Origin of the sequence: Mesorhizobium sp. M0051, from assembly GCF_040323235.1 — a bacterium.
In the GTDB taxonomy this organism is placed as follows: domain Bacteria; phylum Pseudomonadota; class Alphaproteobacteria; order Rhizobiales; family Rhizobiaceae; genus Mesorhizobium.
In genome coordinates this window covers 1-15,171 of record NZ_JAMYUT010000046.1, presented here as the reverse complement: position 1 = coordinate 15,171, position 15,171 = coordinate 1, and the positions used below count along the sequence as shown (strand labels likewise).

Here is a 15,171-nt window from a genome sequence, read left to right as displayed (position 1 = left end):
CGCTCTAGACAGGATCGGCTTTGGACATTGCCGGAGTATTTGGATGACCGTGACTGCTAAAGCTATGTCCAACGATCTAAATGGATCGGCCGCCGTTAGCTATCGCCGCGAAATGAGGAGGAGAGAGGCGCGCCGGAGCGTGCTCGTCGCGCCTCTCTTCTTGTATCTCATGCTGATATTCGTCATCCCAATTGCCATAATGCTGACCAGGAGCATTGAAGACCCTGAGGTCTCTGTTGTGCTGCCAAAGACCGCCGATCTAATTCAACGCTGGGATGGGACAGATCTGCCCAGCGAGGAGGTATTCGCCGCCCTTGCTACCGACATCAAACAAGCAGTGAGCAATAGGAGTTTGGGCCAAGCGGGTAGTCGCTTGAACTATGCGATACCCGGGTTTCAATCTCTTCTGACGAAAACCGGCCAGAAGATGTTTGGTGTCCCGACGGTCGATGCCGCAGGGGCGCTGAGCCAGATCGATCAACGCTGGACAGATAATCGATATTGGCTGGCTCTCCGCAACGCATCGAGCGCCTATTCGCTGTTCTACTTTAGGATTGCGCTCGGATTGTCCAATACAGAATCTGCTTCCGAGGGCCGCGGCTTTTATCTCGACGTGCTCGCCAGAACGTTATGGATGACGTTCGTCGTTACGTCAGCGTGTGTTATTCTTGGATACCCGCTGGCATACTTTCTTGCGCATGCATCAGATTCGTTACGTAATAAACTAATTCTCTTTGTGCTTGTTCCATTCTGGACGTCTTTGCTAGTGCGAACAACTGCGTGGTTCGTGCTTTTACAAAAACACGGGTTGGTGAACGACATGGGAATACTTCTGGGACTGTGGTCCCAACCTCTGGACCTGATCTACAATCGGTTTGCCGTTTACGCTGCCATGACTCATGTGATGCTGCCCTTTATGGTGCTTCCGCTCTACAGCGTCATGTTGAAAATTCCGGGCGCATATATGAACGCGGCGGCTACGCTCGGGGCTCATCCGCTTCGGGCTTTCAGGGAAGTCTACCTCCCGCTTAGCTTTCCAGGTCTGGGGGCCGGAATATTGTTGGTGTTTATTGTGACACTCGGATTTTATATCACGCCTGCTCTTCTAGGCGGGCCTGCTGATCAAATGTTGAGCTACTATATCGCACAAAACGCCAGCAACTTCGGGAATTGGGGTCTTGCAGCCACCCTTAGCGTGCTCCTGCTTGCCGTCGTAGGAGCTCTCATTTTCTTGCTGAGCAGTCTTAGAGCCACGAACGTCATGCAGGAGGCATAGGAATGACCCCGGTGTTAGGCAAGCGGTTCCCCGCTTTTTCGACGATGGCACTTTGGATTGTCAGTTCGCTGATCATGAGCTTCCTCATCATGCCGATCGTTGTAATCATACCCTTGTCATTCAATTCGGCACCCTATTTTACGTATCCGATGCCGGGGCTTTCACTGCGGTGGTACGCCGAGATTTTCGGAGAGTCTTCAGCATCAGTTATGTGGCAAAGGGGCATCCAAAATAGCTTCATTATCGGCATTTCGTCGACTGTTGTGGCGACCGTTCTGGGGACTTTGGCTGCGTTGGGGCTGAGCCAAAGCAACTGGCGACTTAAAAACATGGTGTTCGCTGTCCTGGTATCGCCGTTGGTGGTGCCGGCAATTGTGTCCGGACTCGGGTTTTTCTATGTCTTCGCTAAGTTGAAGCTGGTTGGTACATTCTGGGGCTTAATATTGGCTCACGCGGCCCTTGGCGCTCCGTTTGTCGTGATAACCGTTTCCGCCACCTTGAAAGGATTCAATCAAACACTTTTGCGGGCTGCAGAGGTGCACGGAGCGTCGCCTGCGCGTGCCTTCTGGGAGGTGACTTTGCCATTGATATCACCCGGGGTGATTTCTGGCACGATCTTTGCGTTCGTTTGGTCGTGGGACGAAATCGTTGTCACGCTATTTCTTGCCACACCTCCGCAGCATACGGTGCCGATACGGATGTGGAGCGGCGTAAGGGAAAGCTTCAACCCCACAATAACTGCAGTGGCCACTCTGTTGATCGTCATGGCGATTGTCTTGATGCTTCTGGTCGATCAGTTGAACCGACGTAGTCTCCGCTTCAAAAACGCTTCGCTGTAATTCCTACGGCGCGCCTTCGTATTCATCAGCAACCCATTGAGCACCCAACTTATACCAAAGGTAGATAGCCGAGTCGCAATATCTCTCGAAACCATAAAGGAAATGGAAATGGATAAAATTATGGACCAATCTGGCGTTGAGCGCAGATCCCGCGTTAACATAGTACAGAAAAAGTGCCGCGAGCGCGGAGTTGACGTAGCGATCTTTACAAGCCCTGAGAACATCTATTACCTAGCCGGTCTAGACTATGAGGGCTACTTCTGCCTGCATGCGCTCCTGGTTCCAGCCAACGGCACGCCGGTGCTCTTCGCGAGAAGCATCGAAACACCCACCATCCTGAGGCAGGCAAAAGACGTCCAATTTATTGGATATGCCGACAATGACGACGTTCCGGCAGCAATCGCGTCGCAACTGGTTGCGATTGCTGGCAAGAGCCCGCGTGTGGCATTGCAAAGGAACAGCGCCTTCAACGTCGCAATCGACGCCCCTCTTCGGGTCGCCCTCCCTAACGCTGAGTTCCTGGACTCATCGGGAATTGTCGAAGAGATGCGTATGGTCAAGTCCCCCGTTGAGATCGAGCAGATCAAACGCGCGGCACGAATCTCAGACATCATGATCGCCGCGGGAATTGGCGCAGCTGGCAACGGTGTAACTGAAAATTCTGTCGCGGCCGAAGTTTATAGAGCCATGATTTCCGCCGGCGGACAGACCCCTGGCTTTCCCCCGTTCATCAGGTCGGTGGACAGGATATGCGAACCGCACACCACGTGGACTTCTCGCGAGCTCAAGACCGGCGACTCTTTCCTTTTGGAGCTTTCGGGCTGCATTGATAGATATCACGCTCCGGTGGCCCGAACTGGCTATATTGGCCCAGCTCCTGCATCCGCAAGCAAGCTTTCCGCAATCAGCAACCAAGCGCACCTCAAGGCCTTGAATGCCCTCAAGCCAAGTGCACTCGCGTCGGATGTACATGCCGCATGGCGGGCCCATCTTCATGCATCCAACGCGCTTCCAAGGCTCGAGCATTGCGGTTACACAGTCGGAATCTCATTTCCTCCGACCTGGACAGGCGGCCCCGGTATAAACAGCCTGCATGGGGCGAGCACTGTCCAGATACAAGAGGGAATGGTATTCCACCTTCTCACGTGGATTACGGATGACGCGGGCAATGATAATTTCTTGTCGGATTGTGTGTTGGTTGAGAAGTCCGGCGGTGTTTTCTTGACGAATTCCCCGAGAGACCTCGCTGCGGTGTAGTAGTCTCGACAAGGTTATCTCTGGAAGCCGCTTAGATATGCGAGGGTTTTGCGAAGGCAATGAACGTTTTAGAAGCTGAACAATCCTTCAATACGGCAGCGTGGATTTATGAAATTCTACGGAATCGTATTGCTCTGCTAGAGTATTCACCGGGGACAAAGTTGTCGGAGAACACCCTTGCTGCTGAGTTTGGGATCAGTAGGACACCCCTTCGAAAAGTGCTTCAGCGCCTCGAATTCGAACACCTTCTTGTGCGGTCTCAAGGCTCCTATACTACTGTAACGGACGTTGATGCCAAAACTCTCAGCCAAATATATGAGGTCAGAATGGTTCTGGCTGAGAACCTTTATAGATTTGTCGAATTGCCGATTCCTAGCGTTACCATTCGGACACTCCGAAGATTGTCTGATGAGGCGGAACAGCTTAAGTCAACTCATGACGTATATCTTCTGGGTAAGATACATCGGGAGGTCGAAGAAGCTCTCGCGGGTACTATTTCAAATGTTAGGGCGAGGGAGATTACGGAGCAACTCTACTTCGAGATTGGTAGAATTTGGCTGAGCTGCGTGCCTAAATTGGACTGGGATGAAGAAGTGGAACTTCTTTCGTCCGAACTGCGGGAACTGATTGCCGTACTCCAACGCGGCGACCTTCGCGGCTTTGGCTTCCGCAGACGAAACCAGGCTGCGATGGCGTTTGATCGCATTTACAAAGTCATTTCCGTGCAATGAATCGCCGAGTGACTAAAATCGAGAGCCGCACCGCGAGTTAGCGCGTTCACCTATTGGCCGACAGTATCTTCTTATCATCGCAAACGCTATTTGAGGGGTATACTATGGGTCGTCGGCATATCGGTGACGATGCTGAGCTCTTTTTGGAGAGGCGCGGCGAAACGGTGACGCAGCTGCTACTTACGACTCCGCTGTTTGCGCTGCTCTTAGCCCTCTCCGCACATGGAACTGGCCAATCCGATCCGAGGAACTCGGAAACAAGTCCCCTCCCGGGCATAACGATCGTGCTCCCGCCGCGGTGAGGTCTAAGCCCGTCGTAGTGCGCACTGCCGCAGGCAAGTGACCCATGGACCTCGGTATCTTCGACGTTGAGCACGGGCAGTGCTCGCATGCCTTCGGTCGCGAGGGTTCAAGTTTACGGCGGTGAGCGGCCTTGCTGGCTATCTCACTGGCGCACCGGAGATCGTCATGACGGAAAGTGGTCAAGGCGCGCTGGGCCCAGCCCTCTTGCCGGTTGGTCAGGGGTATCCGCTGTTCACGATGAGGATGGCGAAGTCTCTCAACGCGTTGCTCGGTTCCTCTTTGATTTTTTCGTTTTCCCCGTTTGTGGTCTACTAAGGGCGCTACGCTGGCTGCTTTGCCAATTTGGAATCTGCGCAGCGTGCATGCTTCGCCGGCAAAGTGTTCACGCCGCGGGTTTCACCGAGGCGGCAAATACTTATGTCTGGAAAGACATTTCGGTGCATGATTTCGAGCACGGAGCCAACGGCAGCTTGACAAAGAAGACGTCGGCGCTACGTGAATATGCAGTCGCCGGAACGCTCCATCTCGACCATCTCGCTGCAATGGCAGACATCAAGGCCGAGAAACCCGCTAAGGAACGTCTAGCTGCAGAGTTGAACGAGGCGCAAGGCGAACCACTCGACGGTGTCCGACACGCGCTTGCGAATCTGGTATCGGCGCACGCGGCCCTTTGTGAACTCCTTGGGACTGGGCTCGTTCGTTGAACTCGGCTAACTCCAAAATTTCTGACGAAGACTTGGGGGAGCGCCTCCGACTTGCCCGGGAGGCTGTCAAACTTACACAGGCGGCTGCGGCAAGCAACATAGGTGTGGCCCGGACGACGCTCATGCCATCGAACAGGGTCAGCGCGGCATTAAGCTAAAAGAGTTGCAGAAGCTTGCGAAGCTTGCGCTTTCGATTTTGGCGCGACGGCCGTTATCGATGAGAGGAAGGCAAAAAGGAATCGCGACTGAACGGCTTGCTTCCCTGCCCATCCTCGTCACGGCCGATCTTCTGAATCATCCGGAGATTGAAAAGCATCTCGGCCGCGCTGCGCTGGCGGACGCGGTTTGTGCAGCTCTAACTGGAGCCAGGATGCAGGTGCCGGCTGCGTACCTGCCATGGGCTTGCGATCTGTTAGGGCTGCGCGCAAGCGAGTGTTCGAGCCTTCCAAGGAGCAGCCCCAGGTGAAAGATTGACAAATGTCTCAAGGACGCCGATGCGGCATGGCTAAGGCGTATAGATCTCGTCGGCGACAACGGTTGCAATGACGCCGTCTTTGCTGGGTCTGTCAATTGGAGTTGGCGCAACTCGCTTTGGTTGCGCAGCGCTTACATCGCCGTGCCAAGCGTGGCATCGCGGCGGAGTCGGCTAGGCTCAGATCGCGAAAGGTGGGGTCAAGAAATCTGTGAGGGGGCCACCGGCAGGGCCGCCGCGCTTGCTGCTATCCCACCTATTAAATGCGGGCAAGCCGCTCCAGCCGAAAAGCCGAATTGAAGTCATGCGACACATGATTTTTTTTCGCGGCTCTCGCCGGAGGGCTCATGATACCGTCAATTCTGAACGGGCAGCATGAGGGCGCTTCTTGGGTTAAGGAGCGCTATGTTATGAGGTTTGCGTTGCGTTTGCCAACTGGCTCTGTCGGGCTCAGGGGTATCGTCGCGTTGAGGAACTTCGGTACGGATGGCCCGGAAACGATCGTAGTCGCTTTGAAAAAAGACTGGCGCAACGAAAACGGCCGAAGCACTAATCATTGGACGAGAGCTCAGCGGCAGGTGCAACTCAATTCAAAACAGAGTCAGATTAGTGAGGCTTGGAGACTATGCCGACATATCCATTCTCGCCGTCTATCATTGAACATATCAGGTCCATGATCTCGCAGTTTGCGCCTCTGAGAACCACCAACGCAGAGAACTTGAAGCGAGCAGCGGTTGGGATCATTCTGGTTGCAGCAGACGATGGCTCGGGCGAGACTGCCTTTTTGCTTACGGTGCGTAGCGCTAAGCTGCGTGCACACGCAGGCCAATACGCTTTACCGGGAGGACGGAGCGATCTGGGGGAAGACGCACTCGACACAGTTATTCGGGAATGTTCAGAAGAAATCGCCATAGAGCTTTCGCCTGATCATGCTTTGGGTACTTTGGACATATATCCAACCCAATCTGGCTATGCGATTACACCCGTCGTTTTTGCAATCACAAAAGACCAGGATCTCTGTCCCAATCCAAACGAAGTAGATCAAGTTTTTCGGATCAAGCTCTCCGACCTATCTGGCGAGCGGTCAGCACAGTTTTTCAGTGAGAATGAAGGCGGTCCATGTCTTTTACGCTTTCCAATATTTGACCATTACATACACGCACCAACAGCGGCCATTCTATATCAATTCATCGAGTTTGTAGCTGGTCGACACCAACGTGTTGACGACCTCTCAGCTCCGGATTTTGCAAGACGATAGTACCCACCATTGCAATCTCCAAAAAGCTCGAAAGTGCACCTATCTGAACTCAGCCAGTGCACTGCAGCTCCGGCTTGGAGATCTGAAGGACCTCAGTCCGGCCCGCCTCTGATGTTTCGACATTTGGCTGAATCCCGATCCCGACAATTACGATATCCCGGCGAACGCGCGCCGTCTTTCCTATGAGCCAGCGTCACCCGACCATCGCGGCCGGTCAGCATGGCCAACTCGACGAGCCTGCAAATTCCCACATCATGGCTTCGATGGAGCTATCGAACGAATGATGCCGTTTGAACCGAGGTCACGCGCTGCAAAATCCGCGACGCGCTTCTGGGAAGGCAGTTTAAAGGGGTGAGGCACCTTTCGGTGAACCCACTCGGATCAGCAGATCGTGTATGGCAGTTCTGTTCGTCGGTCGTGGTCGATCGTAATCGTGCTCTTGAGCGGCGGGATGGCACGTTGAATGCAATCCCTGCGCTCGCAAATACGGCATGAAACGCCGATGGGCTCGAAGGCTGCGCTGTTGGCAAAATCCAGCCGGTCCGCATAGACGAAATCGCCCGCATCAGAGATCTCGCATCCGAGCGCGATCGCGTAGCGTCGATGAGGAGAACCAAATCCACCGTCCGTCTTGGTGATTTCTGTGGCAATACTGAGATAACGCACGCCGTCCGGCGTCTCGGCTAGCTGGCAAATCATGCGGCCGGGAGTTTCAAACGCCTGATGAGCGTTCCACAACGGGCAAGCTGCGCCGTAGCGGGCGAACTGCAACTTAGCGGCGCTGTGGCGTTTTGTGATGTTGCCAGCCCGGTCGATGCGCGCGAAGAACACCGGAACGCCCTTTATCCGAGGTCTTTGCAACGTCGAAAGGCGATGCGCGACCTGCTCGAAGCTGGCGGCGAAGCGTATTGCGAGCAGGTGGAGGTCGTGCCGAAGTCCTTTTGCCGCGGCCAGGAACGGACGGTACGGCAACATAAGCGCTCCGGCAAAATAATTCTGGAGGCCGATTCTGCATATCTCTGCCGCTTCGGAGGTACGGAAGCGCGCTCGCTCGATGATGGCGTCGATCTCCGCACGGAACTCCAGGGCGCCGATCTGGAATGCCAGCTGGAAACTGCGCGTTGACGCAGGTGAGTATGAGTTCAGGTACAACACGCGCGCGGAAGCATCGAAGCGCCTGATTGCCCGCTCGCCGTTGCTAGCACGCGCTAGACGAACATGATGGTGCTGTTCCAAGTGGTCTGCGAAGGCAGTACCGACATCTCGATCCGGCACGCCCAGCGCTTTCGCCAGATGCTCGGCCGCCCGGTCGAGCTCATCGATGTAGTTGTCAACAAAATGAAAGAAGTCCCGCACTTCCTCGTAGGATGTCGGTTCGGCAAAAGCATTGGTTCGGATCAGCTGGTCGTCGAAGCTGGCAAGCTGCTCGCTATTTCTGCGATATGCCTGATGGCAGGTAATCAGCGCATGAGCGAGAGACGGTGCGTTTTGGGCAACGAGCTTGAGTTCCTGAAATCCGGCCGAAACACCGCCGAATACGGGGTCAGAAAGTGCCTCGCTCAGTGCCGAGAGCAGCCGGTCGGCCTCGCTGCCGCCGATCGAAGCGATATCCACGTGGAATTTTTCGGCGAGCGCAAGAAGCACCGCGGCTGACACGGGCCGTTGGTTGTTTTCTATCTGGTTGAGATAGCTGGTCGAAATCCCCAGACGCTCAGCGAATGCCGCCTGGGTAGCGTTGTTGGCCTCCCGCAGTTCGCGGACGCGGCGTCCAATGAAGAGCTTACCGTTTGCCATTTGCAAATTCGCATGTTGCTGTTTGCAAATTCATACATTTCGCAATCGCACACGGTCAAGCCTTTCCCGTTCATTGCCGGCGACCTAATGCGGAGCGTAATTCCAGTGGAGGCGCTCATGCCATTGTGCAGCAAAGCAAAGCCGAGTTCGAGGCAAAGCCAGATCACCGCATTGCGATTCCAGACGACCTGGAAGATCCTCGAGCAAACGGCTGGGCGCTGATGCTAGCCGTTCTCGAACAACTCGAAATCCGTCGTGCGCAGGCTCGCATGGGCGGAGGGCAGAAGCGCGTCGATGCTCAACACGCAAAAGGCAAGCTGACGGCCCGAGAGCGCCTCGTGGTGCTTCTCGATGAAGGCTCCTTCGAAGAATACGACATGTATGTCACGCATCGTGCGACGGACTTCGGCATGGCTGAACAGAAGGTCGCTGGGGACGGAGTGGTCACAGGCTGGGGTACGATCAACGGCAGGCTGGTCTACGTCTTCTCACAGGACTTCACCGTGCTTGGCGGATCCCTCTCCGAGACACACGCCCAGAAGATCTGCAAGATCATGGACATGGCGGTGCGCAATGGCGCGCCGGTCATTGGCCTCAACGATTCCGGCGGCGCGCGCATCCAGGAGGGTGTCGCCTCGCTTGCCGGCTACGCCGATGTCTTCAAGCGCAATGTAGATGCTTCCGGCGTCATTCCGCAGATTTCGGTGATCATGGGCCCGTGCGCCGGCGGGGCGGTCTACTCCCCGGCCATGACCGACTTCATCTTCATGGTTCGAGATTCCTCCTACATGTTTGTGACCGGCCCCGATGTGGTCAAGACGGTCACAAACGAGATCGTGACCGCGGAGGAACTAGGCGGCGCTGCAACGCACACACAAAAGTCCTCTGTTGCGGACGGCGCTTTCGAAAACGACATCGAGGCTTTGGAAGAGGTTCGGCGCCTGTTTGATTTTCTGCCATTGCACAATCGGGAAAAGCCGCCCGTGCGGCCATTCTATGACGATCCGGAACGGATCGAGTTACGTCTCGACACGCTGGCGCCGGAGACCGCCAACAAACCCTACGACATGAAGGAACTAATCCTCGCCATCGCCGATGAAGGCGACTTCTTCGAGCTTCAGGCCGCATTCGCCCGCAACATCATCATTGGGTTTGTTCGCATCGAGGGCAGGACGGTAGGGGTGGTTGCCAACCAGCCGATGGTGCTGGCCGGATGCCTCGACATCGATTCCTCCCGCAAGGCGGCGCGTTTCGTTCGCTTCTGCAACGGCTTCGACATCCCGATCCTGACGCTTGTCGACGTGCCAGGTTTCCTGCCGGGCACCGCCCAGGAATATGGCGGCGTCATCAAGCACGGCGCCAAGCTGCTGTTTGCCTATTCCCAGGCGACCGTTCCGATGGTCACATTGATCACACGCAAGGCCTATGGCGGGGCCTACGACGTGATGGCGTCGAAACATATTGGCGCGGACATCAATTACGCCTGGCCGACCGCCGAAATCGCGGTGATGGGCGCAAAAGGCGCGGCCGAGATCCTCTACCGGTCCGAACTCGGCGATCCAGAGAGGCTTGCTGCTCGCACCAGGGAATACGAGCAGTGTTTCGCCAACCCCTTCATTGCCGCCGAGCGCGGCTTCATCGACGAAGTGATCATGCCACATTCCTCACGCAAGCGGATCGCGCGTGCCTTTGCCGCTCTGCGCGGAAAAAGCGTCGAGACGCGCTGGAAGAAGCACGACACCATCCCGCTTTGAGTATGCAAAAATGTTCAAGAAGATCCTGATTGCCAATCGTGGCGAGATCGCGTGCCGGGTGATCAAGACGGCGCAGAGGCTCGGCATTGCCACCGTTGCCGTGTACTCCAACGCTGACCGCGACGCCCTGCACGTCCGGCAGGCGGATGAAGCGGTCCATATCGGGCCCGCCGCCTCGGGCCAGTCCTATCTTCGCATTGCCAACATCCTCGATGCCGTTGCCGCCACAGGCGCTGATGCGGTTCATCCGGGCTACGGTTTCCTGTCCGAGAATTCGAATTTTGCCGAAGCGCTGAAAGCCAAGGGCATCGCCTTCATCGGCCCCTCGCCGGTCGCCATCGAAGCGATGGGCGACAAGATCACCTCGAAGAAGATCGCGGCATCCGCCGGTGTCTCCACCGTGCCCGGCCATATGGGCCTGATCGAGGACGCAGAGGAAGCGGTGCGTATCGCCAGCGAGATTGGCTTTCCTGTCATGATCAAGGCATCCGCCGGCGGCGGCGGCAAGGGCATGCGCATTGCCTGGAACGACGTCGAGGCGCGCGAAGGATTTCAGTCCTCGCGAAACGAGGCGAAGAACGCCTTTGGCGACGACCGCATCTTCATCGAGAAATTCATCACCGAGCCACGTCACATCGAAATCCAGGTGCTCGGCGATCAGTACGGCAATATCGTCTACCTCGGCGAGCGGGAATGCTCGATCCAGCGCCGCAACCAGAAGATCATCGAGGAGGCGCCATCACCGTTCCTCGACGAAGCAACCCGGCAGGCGATGGGTAAGCAGGCCATCGCTCTTGCCAGGGCGGTCGGCTACCACTCCGCAGGCACGGTTGAGTTCATCGTCGACCGCGACCGCAACTTTTACTTCCTCGAGATGAACACGCGGCTTCAGGTCGAGCATCCGGTCACCGAACTGGTAACCGGCATCGATCTGGTCGAGGAAATGATCAGCATCGCCGCCGGCCAAAAGCTGCGCTTTGGCCAAGAAAATGTCAGGCTGAACGGCTGGGCGGTCGAAAGCCGGCTCTACGCCGAAGACCCGTATCGCAATTTCCTGCCCTCGATCGGTCGTCTGACACGCTACCGGCCGCCCGCCGAAGGTGCGCGTGCGAACGGCTCACTCATCCGCAACGATACCGGTGTGGTGGAGGGCTCGGAAATCTCGATGCACTATGATCCCATGATCGCCAAGCTCTGCACCTGGGCGCCCGATCGGCTGGGCGCAATCGACGCAATGGCTGCTGCGCTGGATGATTTCGAAGTGGAAGGCATCGGCCATAACTTGCCGTTTCTCTCCGCCGTCATGAACCATCCCCGGTTTCGCGAGGGGCGGCTGAGCACTGCCTTTATCGCCGAGGAGTTTCCAGACGGCTTCGCAGGTGTACCTCCGACCGATGCGGATGAGCGCAAGCTCGCCGCTGTCGCGGCACACATCAACTGGAAACTCCAGCACCGCAATGTCCAGATCTCCGGGGCGATGGACAATCATCGTCGCAAGGTCTCCACTGATTGGGTCGTGACGCTTGGCAGCCATGCCTTCGCAATCGCGGTGCGCGATCAGGAAGACGCAACCGCGGTTTCATTCGATGACGGCTCGGTCCTGAGCGTGGTCAGCGACTGGCTCCCGGGACGGCACCTCGCGCACTTTCAAATTGGCGCCGAGAGCATGTCGATCAAAACGTCACGATCGGGAACCGGCTACCGACTGCGCTGGCGCGGCATGGATGTTGTCGCCCATGTACGCAGCCCACCTATCGCCGAGCTCGCGCGATTGATGCCGAAGAAGCAGCCGCCGGACACCTCCAGGCTGCTGCTTTGCCCGATGCCCGGCGTGGTCACCGCGATTGCCGTGTCCGAGGGAGAGTCGGTCGAGGCTGGACAGGTGCTCGCCACCGTCGAGGCCATGAAGATGGAGAACGTGCTTCGCGCCGAACGGCGGGCCGTCGTCAAACGGATCGCCGCCAAGGCGGGAGCAAGCCTCGCCGTCGACGAACCCATTCTGGAGTTCGAATGATGGCCGACGCCAAACTCGCCGACTGGCGTACTCTTGCCGAACGGGAGCTGAAGGCGTCACCAGATGCCCTCGTCTGGCGCACGCCCGAGGGCATAGACGTCAAGCCGCTCTACGCAGCAGACGACCTGGATGGGATTAACCACCTCGCCACCCTGCCCGGCCTGAAGCCATTCGTCCGCGGACCGCGCGCGACGATGTATGCCGGCAGGCCGTGGACGATCCGGCAATACGCCGGCTTCTCGACCGCGGAGGAATCGAACGCCTTCTACCGCAAGGCGCTCGCCGCCGGCCAGCAGGGCGTGTCGGTCGCCTTCGATCTCGCCACGCATCGCGGCTATGACAGCGACCATCCGCGTGTCGTCGGCGATGTCGGCAAGGCCGGTGTAGCGATCGATACCGTCGAGGACATGAAGATCCTGTTCGAGGGCATACCGCTCAAGGACATTTCCGTCTCCATGACCATGAACGGTGCGGTCATTCCGATCCTTGCCTGCTTCATCGTCGCCGGCGAGGAACAAGGCTGCCCGACGGCCCAGCTCTCCGGGACCATCCAGAATGACATCCTGAAGGAGTTCATGGTCCGCAACACCTACATCTATCCGCCCGAACCCTCGATGCGAATCGTCGCCGACATCATCGAGTACACCGCAAAGGAGATGCCTAAGTTCAACTCGATCTCCATCTCCGGCTATCACATGCAGGAGGCCGGCGCGACGCTGGTGCAGGAACTCGCCTTCACGCTGGCCGATGGGCGCGAATATGTCCGCGCGGCGTTGAAGAAGGGCCTCGACGTCGACGATTTTGCCGGACGGCTCTCGTTCTTCTTTGCGATTGGCATGAATTTCTTCATGGAGGCCGCCAAGCTGCGGGCAGCGCGACTTCTGTGGTCGCGTATCATGGAAGAGTTCGAACCGAAGAAGCCTTCATCGCTGATGCTGCGCACGCACTGCCAGACATCGGGCGTGTCGCTGCAGGAGCAGGACCCCTACAACAACATCGTGCGCACCGCCTATGAGGCGCTCGCCGCGGTGCTCGGTGGCACGCAGTCACTCCACACCAACTCCTTCGATGAGGCGATCGCACTGCCGACGGAGTTTTCGGCGCGCATTGCGCGAAACACCCAGCTTATCCTCCAGCACGAGACCGGCGTGACCAAGGTCGTCGACCCGCTGGCTGGCTCCTATTACGTCGAAAGCCTGACCGCCGAACTTGCTGACAAGGCGTTGTCGCTCATCGAGGAAATCGAGGCAATCGGCGGCATGACCAAGGCCGTCATTGAGGGCCTGCCAAAACGCCTGATCGAGACGGCGGCGGCCCGCCGCCAGGCGGCGATTGACCTCGGCGAAGAGGTGATCGTCGGCGTCAACAAGTATCGGCTGGAAAGTGAGGCCGCAATCGACGTTCTGGAAATAGATGCGGCGGTGCGCGAGGCACAGATCCGTCGTCTCGAACAAACAAAGCGTCAGCGCGACCCCAAGCGCGTCGACGCAGCCCTTGCCGCGCTTGGTCAGACCGCGGCCAGCAGCAAGGGCAATATACTCCAAGCAGCCGTCGAAGCGGTGCGCGCTCGCGCGACGGTAGGGGAGATTTCCGACACTCTGCGTAGCGCCTTCGGCGATCACGTGGCCGTTCCTGAGGTGACCTCGGAGGTTTACGGCGCCGCCTTCCAGAATGAGCCGGAATACCAAACCCTAAGTTCCCGCATCCGAGACGTTTCTGTCTCGCTTGGCGGCCGGCCGAAGTTGATGGTGGCCAAGCTCGGCCAGGATGGCCATGACCGTGGCGCCAAAGTGATCGCATCGGCGTTTGGCGATCTCGGCTTCGATGTGGTCGCCGGCCCGCTCTTCCAAACGCCGGAGGAGGCAGCAAGCATGGCGGTGGCTTCTCATGTTCATGTCGTCGGCGCGTCGTCGCTGGCGGCCGGACACAAGACATTACTGCCGCAGCTCGTCGCGGCGTTGAAAGCAAAGGGTGCCGAAAACATCATCGTTGTGTGCGGTGGCGTGGTGCCGCGCCAGGATTATCAGTTCCTGATGGACCACGGGGTGGCCGCTGTGTTCGGCCCTGGAACGCACGTCCTGGATGCAGCATGTGCGGTCGTCGATCTGCTTGAAGGAAGGCGCCGCAATCAATGAAGACGCTCGTCTTCGAGTCTTCGGTAATCCGGCGACATGCCCATGCTCGGACAGCAACGCTGTAATGGTCCGCCACGGCTCTCGAATGGCACGAGCGGGCAGCTTCGGTTGCAGCAGCCCTGCGAATGGCCGACGAGCACAAGAGGGCCATCGAAGTCGATGCGATCTCTGAGCGACGCAGAGCACAACGAAATTCCGTAGTTGGCCGGTGACGTCGCGTTGAGCACTGGAAAACCGACCAGAATGCCGTAAAGACGGGCGGCTTCGGCATGAGGGAGAAGAAGATGGCAGTGAGTGCACCGCAAATAAGCTCCGAGAATGCCCGGCCCTTGTGGACGCAAACCGCAGTCCGCGCTCTCTATGAACTCCCCTTTAACGACCTTCTCTTCCGCGCTCAAACCGTCCACCGCCAGAATTTCGATCCCAACAAGGTCCAGCTCAGCCGGCTTCTCAGCATCAAGACAGGCGGCTGTCCGGAGGATTGCGGCTATTGCAGCCAGTCGGCCCATCACGAAACCGGCCTGAAGGCATCGAAGCTGATGGAAGTCAGGCGCGTCATCGCCGAAGCGACCAAGGCGCGTGACGCCGGCGCCACCCGCTACTGCATGGGAGCCGCGTGGCGCAATCCCAAGGC

Annotated in this window: 11 protein-coding genes and 1 pseudogene; 11 read left to right on the top strand and 1 reads right to left on the bottom strand. The window is 57.6% G+C overall.

Annotated elements, in window-relative coordinates; genetic code table 11:
- The first annotated feature begins 43 nt into the window (after nucleotides 1–43).
- The 7 genes from NKJ90_RS30840 (at nucleotide 44) to NKJ90_RS30810 (ending at nucleotide 6,840) form a co-directional block, all read left to right on the top strand.
- Nucleotides 44–1,276, top strand: coding sequence for an ABC transporter permease (locus NKJ90_RS30840; protein ID WP_352487571.1), 1,233 nt, complete (start codon nucleotides 44–46; stop codon nucleotides 1,274–1,276).
- Between the two features lie 2 nt (nucleotides 1,277–1,278).
- Complete coding sequence (locus NKJ90_RS30835) at nucleotides 1,279–2,115, top strand: ABC transporter permease (protein WP_352487570.1); 837 nt, start codon at nucleotides 1,279–1,281, stop codon at nucleotides 2,113–2,115.
- 108 nt (nucleotides 2,116–2,223) lie between these two features.
- Complete coding sequence (locus NKJ90_RS30830) at nucleotides 2,224–3,372, top strand: M24 family metallopeptidase (RefSeq protein WP_352487569.1); 1,149 nt, start codon at nucleotides 2,224–2,226, stop codon at nucleotides 3,370–3,372.
- A gap of 59 nt (nucleotides 3,373–3,431) precedes the next feature.
- Complete coding sequence (locus NKJ90_RS30825; protein ID WP_352487568.1) at nucleotides 3,432–4,103, top strand: GntR family transcriptional regulator; 672 nt, start codon at nucleotides 3,432–3,434, stop codon at nucleotides 4,101–4,103.
- Between the two features lie 468 nt (nucleotides 4,104–4,571).
- Nucleotides 4,572–4,721, top strand: coding sequence for a hypothetical protein (locus tag NKJ90_RS30820; protein ID WP_352487567.1), 150 nt, complete (start codon nucleotides 4,572–4,574; stop codon nucleotides 4,719–4,721).
- A gap of 47 nt (nucleotides 4,722–4,768) precedes the next feature.
- The gene (locus tag NKJ90_RS30815) at nucleotides 4,769–5,110 is read left to right on the top strand and encodes a hypothetical protein (protein ID WP_352487566.1); all 342 of its coding nucleotides are present in this window, start codon (nucleotides 4,769–4,771) and stop codon (nucleotides 5,108–5,110) included.
- Nucleotides 5,111–6,255: 1,145 nt separating this feature from the next.
- A complete protein-coding gene (locus tag NKJ90_RS30810) occupies nucleotides 6,256–6,840 on the top strand; it encodes an NUDIX hydrolase (RefSeq protein ID WP_352487565.1) in 585 nt (194 codons plus the stop codon).
- Nucleotides 6,841–7,221: 381 nt separating this feature from the next.
- Here the strand turns inward: NKJ90_RS30810 and NKJ90_RS30805 are convergent, their stop codons facing one another.
- Complete coding sequence (locus NKJ90_RS30805) at nucleotides 7,222–8,634, bottom strand: helix-turn-helix domain-containing protein (protein ID WP_352487564.1); 1,413 nt, start codon at nucleotides 8,632–8,634, stop codon at nucleotides 7,222–7,224.
- A gap of 221 nt (nucleotides 8,635–8,855) precedes the next feature.
- On the opposite strand from NKJ90_RS30805, the gene NKJ90_RS30800 reads away from it, so the two are divergent.
- The 4 genes and pseudogenes from NKJ90_RS30800 to NKJ90_RS30785 form a co-directional block, all read left to right on the top strand.
- Nucleotides 8,856–10,388, top strand: coding sequence for an acyl-CoA carboxylase subunit beta (locus tag NKJ90_RS30800; RefSeq protein ID WP_352487563.1), 1,533 nt, complete (start codon nucleotides 8,856–8,858; stop codon nucleotides 10,386–10,388).
- A gap of 10 nt (nucleotides 10,389–10,398) precedes the next feature.
- Nucleotides 10,399–12,402 carry an acetyl-CoA carboxylase biotin carboxylase subunit gene (locus NKJ90_RS30795; protein WP_352487562.1) on the top strand — a complete coding sequence of 668 codons (2,004 nt, stop codon included), beginning with the start codon at nucleotides 10,399–10,401 and terminating at the stop codon, nucleotides 12,400–12,402.
- Nucleotides 12,402–14,537: a methylmalonyl-CoA mutase gene (scpA, locus tag NKJ90_RS30790; protein ID WP_352487561.1), complete on the top strand. Its 2,136-nt coding sequence runs from the start codon at nucleotides 12,402–12,404 to the stop codon at nucleotides 14,535–14,537. Before NKJ90_RS30795 ends, scpA begins: the two co-directional genes overlap by 1 nt.
- Nucleotides 14,538–14,821: 284 nt before the next feature.
- A pseudogene (locus tag NKJ90_RS30785) lies at nucleotides 14,822–15,171 on the top strand (biotin synthase BioB); the annotation flags it as partial.